The 12,419-nt window shown below is 71.4% G+C and carries 10 protein-coding genes and 2 pseudogenes; 7 read left to right on the plus strand and 5 right to left on the minus strand.

From position 1 onward, the window contains the following. Positions 1–58 precede the first annotated feature (58 nt). Positions 59–439: a hypothetical protein gene (locus ACHMXE_RS35085; RefSeq protein WP_203204794.1), complete on the plus strand. Its 381-nt coding sequence runs from the start codon at positions 59–61 to the stop codon at positions 437–439. Positions 440–567: 128 nt separating this feature from the next. Further along, positions 568–2,562, plus strand: a complete 1,995-nt coding sequence (locus ACHMXE_RS35090; protein WP_203204793.1) for a bifunctional diguanylate cyclase/phosphodiesterase — start codon at positions 568–570, stop codon at positions 2,560–2,562. 110 nt (positions 2,563–2,672) lie between these two features. On the opposite strand, the gene ACHMXE_RS35095 is transcribed toward ACHMXE_RS35090, so the two are convergent. The 3 genes from ACHMXE_RS35095 to ACHMXE_RS35105 all read right to left on the minus strand — a co-directional run bounded on the left by ACHMXE_RS35095 (position 2,673) and on the right by ACHMXE_RS35105 (position 4,741). Next, positions 2,673–3,200: an ATP-binding protein gene (locus ACHMXE_RS35095; protein WP_395348535.1), complete on the minus strand. Its 528-nt coding sequence runs from the start codon at positions 3,198–3,200 to the stop codon at positions 2,673–2,675. Positions 3,201–3,217: 17 nt separating this feature from the next. Beyond that, positions 3,218–3,505, minus strand: a complete 288-nt coding sequence (locus tag ACHMXE_RS35100; RefSeq protein WP_395348536.1) for a hypothetical protein — start codon at positions 3,503–3,505, stop codon at positions 3,218–3,220. Between the two features lie 81 nt (positions 3,506–3,586). Continuing rightward, entirely contained in the window at positions 3,587–4,741 is a 1,155-nt protein-coding gene (locus ACHMXE_RS35105; protein WP_395348537.1) for a porin, read from the minus strand. Between the two features lie 177 nt (positions 4,742–4,918). Here ACHMXE_RS35105 and ACHMXE_RS35110 point away from each other — a divergent pair, with 177 nt between their 5' ends. Genes ACHMXE_RS35110 through ACHMXE_RS35120 form a run of 3 tightly spaced genes read left to right on the plus strand, consistent with a single transcriptional unit; the run spans position 4,919 to position 8,745 of the window. Beyond that, positions 4,919–5,605: a nuclease-related domain-containing protein gene (locus ACHMXE_RS35110; RefSeq protein WP_395348538.1), complete on the plus strand. Its 687-nt coding sequence runs from the start codon at positions 4,919–4,921 to the stop codon at positions 5,603–5,605. A gap of 51 nt (positions 5,606–5,656) precedes the next feature. Continuing rightward, the gene (gene bamA / locus ACHMXE_RS35115) at positions 5,657–8,056 is read left to right on the plus strand and encodes an outer membrane protein assembly factor BamA (protein ID WP_395348539.1); all 2,400 of its coding nucleotides are present in this window, start codon (positions 5,657–5,659) and stop codon (positions 8,054–8,056) included. Positions 8,057–8,061: 5 nt separating this feature from the next. Next, entirely contained in the window at positions 8,062–8,745 is a 684-nt protein-coding gene (locus tag ACHMXE_RS35120) for a response regulator (protein ID WP_203204787.1), read from the plus strand. Between the two features lie 3 nt (positions 8,746–8,748). Here the strand turns inward: ACHMXE_RS35120 and ACHMXE_RS35125 are convergent, their stop codons facing one another. Then, positions 8,749–9,060 (minus strand): hypothetical protein, encoded by a 312-nt coding sequence (locus ACHMXE_RS35125; protein ID WP_395348540.1) that lies wholly within the window; start codon positions 9,058–9,060, stop codon positions 8,749–8,751. Then, entirely contained in the window at positions 9,057–9,209 is a 153-nt protein-coding gene (locus tag ACHMXE_RS35130; RefSeq protein ID WP_395348541.1) for a hypothetical protein, read from the minus strand. The genes ACHMXE_RS35125 and ACHMXE_RS35130 overlap by 4 nt, the downstream gene beginning before the upstream one ends. A gap of 179 nt (positions 9,210–9,388) precedes the next feature. Between ACHMXE_RS35130 and ACHMXE_RS35135 the strand changes: the two are divergent. Next, a pseudogene (locus ACHMXE_RS35135) lies at positions 9,389–10,964 on the plus strand (ATP-binding protein). Between the two features lie 18 nt (positions 10,965–10,982). Continuing rightward, a pseudogene (locus ACHMXE_RS35140) lies at positions 10,983–11,692 on the plus strand (response regulator). The last annotated feature ends 727 nt before the right edge of the window (positions 11,693–12,419 follow it).

A 12,419-nucleotide genomic window follows, 5' to 3' on the forward strand; every position in this document is an offset into this window, starting at 1 on the left:
GGCTAGCAGGCACCGCCCCGATCCACCCGCCTCACGGCTTCTCTTCGACGAGCGCACCATGAAGAAACTTGCCGCCCTGGCCTTGCTGGGCCTGATCCAGACCGCCCCCGCGCTGGCCCAGCGCGACATGGACGTCTACGAAGCCGACCGCCGCTACTGCGCGAGCGGCCGCTCGGGCATGGACTTCCACTCCTGCATGGACCGGCTGCGCTTCGACCGCCAGCGCGACCGCGATCGCTGGGAACGCAACCGCGACGACCGCGGCCGCTGGGAGTACGAGCAGCGCCCGCGCTATGCCGCGCCGCCGCCCCCGCCGGTCTACCGCGGCGAGCCCCCGAAGCTCAGCGACATGCAACAGCGCGCGCTCGACAACTGCATCCTGCTCGCGCCGCGCGATCAGCCGCGTTGCCGCGCGACCGTGATGTCGACGGTGCGCTGACAGCGTGCCCCCCCGCCTGATCCCTCGCGCGCGGTGACCCCGAGGGGAACCGCGCGGGCCGCCCACGGCGGCCGTGCCGCGCTGCGCGATGCGGCGGACCGGTGCATGATGCGTCGCCGATCCAATTCATGAACGCCTCCTCCGCCCCGCAGGAAGAAGAAGCCACCGGTTCACCCGACGGCCTTGCGCTGTCGCGCATGGTGCGCACCGAGCAGATGCTGGCGGTACGCCGCAGCGTGCTCGCCGCGATCCCGGTCAACCTGGTGCTGAGCCTCACGGTGGCGCTGCTGGCCCACCACGCGGACCTGACCGCGCTCGGCCTGGCCTGGCTGGCGCTCTCGCTGGCCGTCAATCTCGCGCGCATCTTCGTCTGCCGCCGGCCCTTCGTGCCCGCGCCCACCGCCGACGGCAGCGATCCCGCGGTCGACCAGGAGCTGCGGCTGGCCTGGCTGTTCGCGCTCCTGTCGGGTTCGGTCTGGGCCCTGATCCCGATCCTCTGCGAGGGCTACACCTCGCCCGAGACCCTGTTCTACCTGACCGTGGTCTGCGGCATCTGCGCCGGCTCGGTCACCTACGGCATCGCCTATGCGCCGGTGCCGATCAGCTTCATCACGCCGGCCCTGCTGTCGGTGATGGGCTGCCTGGTCTGGGCCGGCGGCTTCGACCGCCTGATGCTGGCCGCGATGGTGCTGGTCTATCTCGCGGCGCTGATGCGCGCGGCGCTGCAGAGCGCGCGCGGCTTCCGCGAGGGCAGCCGGCTCAAGAACGAGGCCGTGTCGATGGCCGCGCGGCTGCGGCAGTCGCATGCGCTGTCGCTCGAGTCGACGCGCCAGCTCGCCTTTCGCGTCGCGCACGACGCGCTCACCGGCCTGCTCAACCGCGAGGGCTTCACCCAGGCCTCGAGCCTGCGCATCGATGCCGGCGGCAAGGAGCGCGAGCACGGCCTGCTGATCCTCGGCATCGACGGCTTCAAGGCCGTCAACGACGCCTTCGGCCACAAGATGGGCGACCGCGTGCTGCAGGACGTGGCGCAGTGGCTGCAGCGCGAGCTGGCCGGGCGCGACGCCATCCTGGGCCGCTGGGGCGGCGACGAGTTCGCGGCCCTGTTCATCACCGAGGACGGCGGCGCCTCGCCCGAGCAGGTGGCGCAGTCGCTGATCGAATCGATCGCCTCGGCCACCGCGCACTACGGCGGCAAGCTGGGCGCGAGCGTAGGCATCTGCATCGAGCGCGGCGTGCCCATCGCCGACATGCTGAGCTCGGCCGACGAAGCGCTGCACGAGGCCAAGCGCGCGGGCCGCAGCCGCTACCGCCGCTTCGACGAGGCCCTGCGCGAGCGCCTGGTGACGCGGCGCGACGTCGAGCGCGACCTGCCCGGCGCGGTCGCCTCGCGCGCCATCGGCGTCTGGTACCAGCCGATCCTGGCCGACGGCGGCCGCCGGCTGCACAGCCTCGAGGCACTGCTGCGCTGGCAGCATCCGCGCCATGGCTGGATCCCGCCCGAGGACGTGATCCGCGCGGCCGCGAGCACCGGCCTGGCCGAATCGCTGCTGCGCCACATCCTGGCCGAGATCTGCGTCGGGCTGCAGGAGCTCGCCGCGGCCGACCCGCGCTTCGAGGCCGTGCCGGTGGCGATGAACGTCTCGCCGCGCGAGATGTCGCAGCTCGCGCTCGACCGCATCGTGCTCGGCGAGATCGCGCGCCACGGCATCGGGCCGCACCGCCTCCAGATCGAAATCACCGAGGAGATCGCGCTCGACACCTTCGCCGCCAGCGCGCGGCTGCATGCGCTGGCCGACGCGGGCGTGGCGATCGTGGTCGACGACTTCGGCGTCGGCTATTCCTCGCTGGCCTCGCTGCGCAGCAAGTACGTGCGGCAGGTCAAGATCGACCGCAGCTTCATCTTCGGCCTGGCCGCCTCGCCGGGCAACCGCGTGCTGGTCGAATCGGTGATCCGCCTGGGCCATTCGCTGCGCATCGACGTGGTGGCCGAGGGTGTGGAGACCGGCGAGGAGCTCGAGGCGCTCAACGCGCTCGGCTGCCCGCTGATGCAGGGCTATCACCTCGCGCGGCCGATGCCGCTCGACAAGGTTTTGCCCTGGGCGCAGCGCCTCCCAGGCTGACAAGGTATGAATAAACCTACTGCGCGCCCCGATCTCGCACCTGCGGTCCTCACCGTACAAGGTACGGCTCCGGTCCTCGGCGCGACCTCGGGGCGCTCGCTACGGTTTCTTCACACCTTGTGAAACTCGCCGCTGTGCAGCGGCAGCCGCAAGGTGAGCCCCAGCGGGCCGCCCGCATGCGAAGCCGCATAGAGCCGCCCGCCGAGGCTGGCCGCGATGCGTTCGCAGGCACGCGCGGGCGTGGCGCCCACGTCGCGCCAGTGCACCACCGCCTGCGCGCCCTCGATGCGCGCATGCACGCGCAGCCCATCGCGCGGCGCGGCGGGTAGCGCCTGCGCGGCGACCTGCGCGAGCAGCTCGCGCAATTCGCTCTCCACCGCCAGCACGGGCACGGCCCGCGGCGGCAGTTCGATGGCGGCGTGGTGCGGCAGCGCCGCGCCGAGGAGCGCGCGCAGGTCGTGCACCGTGCTGCGGTCGAGCCGCTGCAGCGCCTCGTCGCGCGCGCGTGCCGCGGCCTCGCGCGCCCGCGCCCCGTCGCGCAGGTTCGCGACCAGCAGCGAGCCCATGAGGCCGAAGACGCCCGCGAAGCCGAGCCCGACGGCGCCGGCGATGACGAGGCCGAGATTGCCGGTCTGCATCGGTGCCTGCGCCGGCTTCAGCGCGGCGCGCCGGGACGGTATTCGAGCGCGCCCGAGGGCGTGCGCTCGCAGCGGCCCGCGAGCGCGTCGCCACGCGGACCCGGCGGCGCGGGGCGCTCGCCCTCGCACATGTCCCAGGCCGGCGGCGCCGCCAGGCGCGCGGTCATCGGCCCGGGCATCGCCATGCGCGCGGCCATCGGCGGCGGTGGCGGACCGTAGGCCACGGGCGGCGGCAGCACGACGCAGCCGCCGAGGCTGGCCAGGGCCAGCGCGCCGGCCAGGCCATGGATGGGGTGGAAAGTCATGCAGGCTTCTCCTCTGTTCTTGTGGGGCTGCGCATCGGCCGCGCACCCGCGCGCCGCGAGGCACGCGGATGCGCGCCGGCGTCAGAACGCGTGGCGGATGCCGAAGTCGTAGCCGGTCGAGGACTTGGGCAGGCCGGTGTAGCCCACGCCCGTGGTGCCGTAGCCGGTGGTGCTGGCGGCCGTGAGGCTGCCGGTGTAGGCCGCGTCGTTGCGGTTGCTCACGCGCGCGATGGTGGCGTAGAGCGCGGTGCGCTTCGACAGGTTGTGCACGTAGCCCAGCGCGAGCTTGTTGACGCGCGGGTCCTCGCCGTAGAGGCCGGTGGCGCCCTCGTTGTAGCGCACCGCCGAGTACGAGGCGCGGATCAGGCCCGGGCCCACCGGCACCGAGGCGCCGATCAGGTAGCCCTTGTAGCTGTCGTGCGTGTTGGCCAGGCCGGTGTCGAACTTGTTCTGCACGTTCGAGAGCTCGCCGAACAGCTTGACCGGGCCGAAGTCGTACGAGGCGCCGAGGTTGACGGTCTGCACCTTGCGCGTGAGCGCGGTGGTGTCGACCGCCACGTTCTGGCCCGCGGCCAGCGCGATGTCGAGCGGCCCGTTGGCATAGCCGAAGCGCCCGCCGACGTAGCGGCCCGCGCTGCTGCTGCTGGTGGTGCCGGTGACATCGGTGCTGCGCACGTTCTCGTTCAGGCTGTACTGCACCTGGCCGTAGAAGCCGCCGAGGTTGGGCGGCAGGAAGTACGCGACCATGTTGCTGGCGCGCGTGTAATTGCTGTTGCCGATGCCCGTGCTGGCGCCGACGGTGCTGATGACGTTGGTGCCCGAGCCGTTGGTGCCGAAGGGATCGAACACGGTGTCGTTCCAGAAGGTGGCCGTGTAGTCGCGGCCCAGCCGCACTTCGCCGAAGCCGCCCGACAGGCTCACGGTGGAGCGCCGGTTGAAGTTGGCGATGCCGTTCGCGCCGTCGTCGTTGGTGATCGGCGCTTCGAGCCAGAAGCTCGCGGCCAGCCCGCCGCCCAGGTCCTCGGTGCCCCTGAAGCCGATGCGGCTGGAGTTGTAGCCCGAGTTGGCCAGGCTCCATTGGCTCTGCTTGCTGGTGATGCCGGTGATCGCGTTGCGCGAGGTGGCCGACTGGTAGCTCACGCCGGCGTCGACGACGCCGAACAGGGTGACGGACGATTGGGCACAGGCCAGGCCGGTGACGGTCAGCGCGGCCAGGGCCGTGAGGGATTTCTTCATTCAGGTTTCTCCGGTTTCGGCGCTCTTCATCGAGCGGCCGGAACGGATGCTCCCGTCCAAATTCGGAGGAATCTGGTGCATGGGGGCGAATGTTGTTTTTGCGCGCAATCCCCGATCGCTCGCCTTACCAGAAGTCTCCCAAAAGCAGCGCCATGCTCGCGCACCGAAGGAGCCACCATGACCATCGCATTGCAAAGCACCCTCGCCGCCTCGCTCGGCGTGCAACAGCTCGCCAGCGCATTCAGCCCGGCGTTCGACCACCTGCGCATTCTTCGCAACCTGATCATCCCGATGCCCGAGGGCTGTGCGGTGCGCACCGCGCGCATCGACGCGGTGGTCGTCTGCGAGACCGGCATCTACCTGTTCGAGATCAAGGCCTGGCGCAACGCCTTCGTCTACCGCAAGAAATCGGAGCAGGCACCGCCGCGCTGGTTCCTGCGGCTGCAGGGCTGCAACCGCGCGCGCGAGGTGAAGGACCCGGCGTGGCAGGGCGGGCGCAAGACCACGCAGCTGCGCAGCCTGTTGCCCGACGACCTGCGGCTGCAGTACTTCGTGCTGCTGCCCTGCGAGGGCGTGGAGCTCGAGGGCGTGATGCCCGCGGCCGTCATCACGCAGCAGGACCTGCCCTACATCGCGCGGCTGGTGCGCAACAACGGCCGCACCGCGCGCAGCTATCCGCTGCTCGACGCGCAGGCGGTCGAGCGCACGGTGCAGCGGCTGCTCGAGATCCAGGGCGACCTCGACCTCGAGGCGCACCTGCGCAACTGTCGCGCCTGCGGCGAGCCCGGCGCTCGGACCCCGCTGGCGGTCCCGGGCTCGGCTGTCCGCCAACGCCATCGGACTGCAATAGAGGAGAGAAAGTGAACTCGGCACGGCGTCCCAAATTTCTCCGACATTGGACGAAACCATGCGCCGATGAAATCTCCGAAGTCCCTCGCGGGCCTGGCGCTGCTCGCCGCGCTGATCGCACCTTCCACCCGGGCCGCCGAGCCCTTCGCCGTGCAGGACATCCGCCTCGAGGGCCTGCAGCGCGTGGAGGCGGGCACCGTCTTCGCGACCCTCGGCCTGCGCGCTGGCGACACCTACAGCGACGAACGCGGCAGCGAAGCGATCCGCGCTTTATTCGCGCTGGGCCTGTTCAAGGACGTGCGCATCGACGTCACGGGCCGCGTGCTGGTGGTGATCGTCGAGGAACGCCCGACCATCGCCGACGTCGACTTCGTCGGCACCAGGGAATTCGACAAGGCCGCGCTGCAGAAGGCACTGCGCGAGGTCGGCCTGGCCGAGGGCCGGCCCTACGACAAGGCGCTGGCCGACCGCGCCGAGCAGGAGCTCAAGCGCCAGTACCTGGGCCGCGGGCTCTACAACGCGCAGGTGGTCACCACCGCCACGCCGACCGAACGCAACCGCGTGAACCTGAGCTTCGGCGTGACCGAGGGCGAGCGCGCCCGCATCCGCTCGGTTCGCATCGTCGGCGGCCGGGACTTCAGCGAGAGCACCCTGCTCGACCTGTTCGACCAGGACAGCGGCGGCTGGCTCAGCTGGTACACCAAGTCGAACCAGTATTCGCGCGCCAGGCTCGACGCCGACCTCGAGACGCTCAAGAGCTACTACATCACGCGCGGCTACCTCGAGTTCCGCGTCGACTCGACTCAGGTCGCGATCTCGCCCGACCGCCAGGACCTGGCGATCACGGTCAACATCACCGAAGGCGAGAAGTTCACGGTGGCCGGCGTGAAGCTCGCGGGCGACTACCTGGGCCGCGACGACGAATTCAAGACGCTTGTCACCATCAAGCCCGGCCAGCCCTACGACGGCGAGCAGGCCGCGGCGACCACAAAGGCCTTCACCGACTACTTCGGCACCTTCGGCTATGCCTTCGCACGCGTGCGGGCCGAGCCCGAGATCGACCGCGCGAACAACCGCGTGACGATGGTGCTCAAGGCCGAGCCCTCGCGCCGCGCCTACGTGCGGCGCATCCACATCGGCGGCAACGCGCGCACGCGCGACGAGGTGATCCGCCGCGAGTTCCGACAGTACGAAGGCGCCTGGTACGACGGCAACAAGATCAAGCTCTCGCGCGACCGCGTGGACCGGCTGGGCTTCTTCACCGACGTGAACGTCGAGACGCAGGAGATCCCGGGCTCGCCCGACCAGGTCGACATCGCGGTGACGGTGGCCGAGAAGCCCACCGGCTCGCTGCAGCTCGGTGCCGGCTATTCGTCGACCGACAAGATCTCGCTGAGCTTCGGCATCACGCAGGAGAACGTGTTCGGCAGCGGCAACTACCTGGGCCTGCAGGTCAACACCAGCTCGTACAACCGCACGATCTCGGTGACGGCCACCGATCCCTACTTCAGCAAGGACGGGATCTCGCGCACCTTCAACCTGTTCCACACCACCACGCGGCCCTACTACGAGGCCGACGGCAACTACAAGCTCGCGAGCGACGGCGGCTCGGTGCGCTTCGGCATCCCGGTGGGCGAGCTCGACCGCATCTACCTCGGCATCGGCGTCGAGCGCTATGCGTTCACGCCCGGCAGCAACGGCACCTACACGCTGGTCAACGGTTCCTACGTCTATACCGGCACGCCGCAGGCCTACCTCGACTACTTCCAGTGCACCGGTACGGCACCGAGCGTGAGCTGCGCCAACCGCAGCATGGTGGCGTTTCCGGCCACGCTGGGCTGGTCGCGCGACGACCGCGACAGCGCGCTGATCCCGACCCGGGGCCGGCTGCAGAGCGCGAACCTCGAGGTGGGCGTGGGCGGCGCGCTGCGCTACCTCAAGAGCAACTACCAGTACCAGCAGTACTTCCCGCTGTCGAAGCAGTACACGCTGGCGCTCAACGGCGAGCTCGGCTATGCGCGCGCGCTCGGCGACGCGGCCTTCCCGATCTTCAAGAACTTCTACGCCGGCGGGCTGGGCTCGGTGCGCGGCTTCGAGCAGAACTCGCTCGGGCCGCGCGACGCGGTCAGCGAAGGCTCGCTGGGCGGCACGCGCAAGGCGATCTTCAACCTCGAGTTCAGCACACCGTTCCCGGGCGCGGGCAACGACCGTTCGCTGCGCCTGTACACCTTCCTCGACGCGGGCAACGTCTTCGCGAGCCGCACGGCCAGCATGAGCGATGCCCAATGGAAGGCGCAGAACCGGCTGCGCGCCTCGGCCGGCCTGGGCATCAGCTGGATCTCGCCGCTCGGGCCGCTGCGGCTGGCCTATGCGGTGCCGCTGCGCTATCAGAAGGAGGACACGGCCAACGGCATCGCGGCCGACCGCACGCAGCGGCTGCAGTTCCAGATCGGCACCTCGTTCTGAACGCCATGGCCCGCATCCTGCTGGTGGAAGACGCCCGCCACAGCAGCGCCGCCGCGCTGCATGGCCTGCTGCGCGAGGCCGGCCACGAGGTCGAGCAGATCGCCGACGGCGCGGCCGCGCTCGATCGCATCCTGCATGCGCCGCCCGCGCTCACGCTGCTCGAGGTGGCGCTGCCGCGCATCGACGGCCTGCGCGTGCTGGAGGCGGTGCGTTCGCTGAGCGACCATCCGATCATCATGCTGACGGCGCGCACGCGCGAGGCCGACCGGCTGCGCGGGCTCGACCTCGGGGCCGACGACTACGTCTGCAAGCCCTTCTCGCCGCGCGAGGTGGTGGCGCGCGTGAACACGGTGCTGCGCCGCCATGCGCAGCGCCGGCATGCGGCGCGGCCCTCGGCGGCCGTGGCCTTCGCCGATGCCGATGGCGGCGCGGTGCTCGAGGGCCGGCCACTGGCGCTGACGCGGCGCGAACTGCTGCTGCTGCGCGCGCTCTCGGGCGACCCGGGCCGGGTGTTCAGCCGTTCGACCTTGCTCGAGGCCGCGTTCCCCGAGGCGCTCGAGGTCAACGAGCGCGCGGTCGACGGCCACATCAAGAACCTGCGCCGCAAGCTCTCGGCCGCCGCGCCCGCGCACGACTGGATCCGCTCGATCTACGGCGTGGGCTTCAGCTTCGCGGAGCGGCCGGCCTGAGTTTCAACGTGCCTGGTAGCGGCAGGCCCCCGCGCCGCGGCGCGCGCCCGGCCTCGGCGCGCCGGGGCTGTAGCTGTCGAGGGGCTGGCCGGGCCGGGGCCGGGCCTGCTGCGGCAGTGCGGCTCGCTCGACGTCCATGATCGGCGCGAGCGTGGAGACCGGCATGCGCCGCGCCGTGCCGCGCCCGCCGGCCTCGGGCGGGCATTCGTCGCGCACCGCGACCACCGTGCCGGCCGCGAGGCCGCAGAAGGCCAGCGCGCCGGCCAGGCGCTGCATGCGCCGGGTGCGGCGCTCCGGCGGCGCCGCGAGGCTCATGCCGACTCCTCCTCGAGCGCCGTGCCGCCGGCGACGCAGGGCCGCGTGGCGCGGCCCTCGGCCCAGTGGATCGCGAAGATCCAGGCGGGCGCGAACAGCCCGAACAGCGCGAGGAGCGCGGGCCACAGGAGGTCGATGCACGGTGTCATGGCCGCCATGGTGCGTGCCGATTCGGGAGAAAAAAGGGAGACGGGGCCTCCCAGATTCCTCCACATTTGGCGGTCATGATCGGCGGCTTGCCGATGACGCCCCCGTTCGCCGCACCGTCCGCCCCGCCCGCGCCACCCGCATCGCCTGTCGCAGAATGCGGCCCTCACCTCCCGAGACCATGCCGCGCCTGCGCCTGACCCTCTCCCGCAAGATCTTCCTGGCGCTGGCCGCGCTGCTGATCGTGCTGCTGCTGAGCTTCGCGGGGCTGTCGATCCTCGCGCTGCAGCGCGGCCTCGGCGCCTACGTGGCCGAAATCGAGATCCGCCGCATGGACTGGCTCTCGCAGCTGGTGCTCAAGCACTACGTGCTCAACGGCGACTGGAAGAGCCTGCGCGACAACGACGACGCCTGGCACCGGCTGCAGATGGGCCGCGTGGCCACGGTGCTCGACAACGCGAGCACACCCGACGACCGCCGGCTGCCGCCCTGGTACGAGTACCGCACGCGCGGTGCCCCGCCCGATGGCTCGGCCGACAACGGCCCGCCGCCGATGCCGCCGGGCCAGCTCGAGCTGCTGCCGCGGCGCGCGATGCCGGCGATGCCGCCGCCCTTCTTCTTCGCCGATCCGCGCGCGATGGCCGACTCGATCTACCAGCGGCTCGCGGTGCTCGACGCGCAGGGCGCGCGCGTGGTCGGCGCGACCATCGATCCCGAGAACGCGGCGCGCCTGCCGATACGGCGCGGCCGGGCCGTCATCGGCTACCTCGCGCTGGCACCGCTGCAGGGCCTGGAGAGCGAGGCCGACCGCGCGTTCCTGGCACGCCAGTCGGGCGTGATCGTGCTCACCGGCCTCGCGGGCCTGGTGTTCGCGCTCGCGCTCTCGTGGCTGCTGGCGCGGCGCTGGTTCAAGCCGGTCGACGACCTGACGCAGGCGGCGCAGGACGTGGCGCGCGGCCGGCTGTCGACGCGCGTGGTGGTGCAGGGCTCGGACGAGCTCGCGCTGCTGGGGCAAGACCTTCAACGACATGGCGCAGCGGCTCGACACGGTGGAGGCCTCGCGCCGCGCCTGGCTGGCCGATGCCGCGCACGAGCTGCGCACGCCGCTGGCCGCGATGCGCGCCGAGATCGAGGCGCTGCAGGATGGCGTGCGCACCTTCGACGAACGCACGGCGCTGCGGCTGCACCGCCAGGTGATCCGGCTCGGCCAGCTGGTGGACGACCTGCGCAGCAGCATGCGCGCGCCGCAGAGCGACCTGCCGACCACGACGGTCTATCCGCTGTCGCTGCTCAAGGAGGCGCTGGACCACACGCGCGACCGCTTCGCGCAGCGCGGCATCGCGGTCGACCGCCGCGCCATCGACCTGATCGCGGCGCGCAAGCAGCCGGCGATCGAGGGCGACGCGCACCGGCTGCACCAGGTCTTCATGAACCTGCTCGAGAACACGCTGGCCTACACCGACCCCGGCGGCGTGCTGCGCATCGACGTCACGGTGGAAGGACCGTGGACCGGCCACAGCCTCACGCTGCTGTTCGACGACAGCGCGCCGGGCGTGCCCGAGAGCGAGCTGCCGCGCCTGTTCGACCGCCTGTTCCGCGGCGAGACCTCGCGCAGCCGCGAGCATGGCGGCTCGGGCCTCGGCCTCTCGATCTGCCGCGCCACCATCGAGGCGCATGGCGGCACCATCGACGCCTCGCCCTCGCCGATGGGCGGGTTGCGCGTCACCCTCACCCTGCCGCTGGCCAACTCGCCTTGACCTGCCCATGAGCTCCCCATGACCCGCATCGTGATCGTCGAGGACGAAGCCGACATCGCCTCGGTGGTGCAGGACTACCTGCGCCACGCAGGCTACGAAACCACCCACTTCGCCGATGGCCAGAGCGCGCTCGAGAGCATCGTGGCCGCGCCGCCCGACCTGACCTTGCTCGACATCATGCTGCCGCGGCTCGACGGCATCGAGGTGCTGCGGCGCGCGCGCGCGCACACGGCCCATCCGATCATCATGCTGACGGCGCGCATCGAGGAGGTCGACCGGCTGCTGGGCCTGGAGCTCGGCGCCGACGACTACGTCTGCAAGCCCTTCTCGCCGCGCGAGCTGGTGGCGCGCGTGCGCGCGGTGCTGCGACGCGCCGCGCCGGGCATCTCCGACCAGGGAACGCCGGGTCGCGCCGCGAACGAAGCGGCGCCCGGGCTGGTGCTCGACGACGTGCACTGGCGCGCCTCGCTCGAGGGCACGCCGCTGAACCTCACGCGGCGCGAGTTCGGCTGCTGCAGGTGCTGTCGCGCCATCCGGGGCGCATCTTCTCGCGCGCGCGGCTGCTCGAGCTGGCCTACGACGACACGGTGGACGTGACCGAGCGCGCGATCGACAGCCACGTGAAGAACCTGCGCCGCAAGCTCGGCGCGGTGACGCCCGAGCCCGACTGGATCCGCTCGGTGTACGGCGTGGGCTTCGCGTGGGAAGCCCCGCCGCCCGCGGACTGATCGACCCCGCTACTGCGGACCGCCGCAAAGGGCACGGCCGAGGTGTCGGCCGCGGTGAAGCGCGTGGTGCCGCTGCGCCGGGCGCTGCGCGGCTTGTGCGCGGGCCATTCGCTCTCGGTCCAGCTGAAGCTCCAGCCATACGTGGCGCCGGGACGCGCGGCATCGGCATAGGCGATGCGCAGGCTGCCCGAGGTCTCGTCGTGGCAGTGCGGCGAGGTCTTGTATTCCTTCTCGGAGAAGCAGGCGCGGATCATCTGCGAGCACCAGAAGGGGATGTCCTCGTAGGCCGGCTTGGCCGTGGCCGGATCTCCTTCCAGCGGCACGAAGTCGGCGACGACGAAGCTGGCGCCGCCGCCCGAGTACATGTCGCTGAAGGCGCTCTGCACCGCGACCGCCCAGCGGCCGTCGGCCAGCGGATAGAGCGCGGGTGCGAGCGAGCGCTGCGCCTCGCGACCCCCGCCGAGCTTCGAGGGCGTGCCCTGGTAGGCCGAGAAGTCATGCAGCCGCTGCAGGCGCCAGGTTCCCTCGGTATTTCTTTGCACGCGCGCCATCGCGAGCGGCTTCACCGACAACACCACGTATTCGCCCTCGGCACCACCGCGTGGGCGGTAGAGGCCGAGCTCCTCGGCGCTGCACGGCTTCGTGAGCAGCGCGCAGAAGGTGGGGCGCCATTGGGCATCGACCGCTTCCGGCTTGGCGACGCGGTCGAAGACCTGGGCTGTGGGGG

Origin of the sequence: Variovorax sp. UC122_21 (genome assembly GCF_044056785.1) — a bacterium.
Classification (GTDB): domain Bacteria; phylum Pseudomonadota; class Gammaproteobacteria; order Burkholderiales; family Burkholderiaceae_C; genus Variovorax.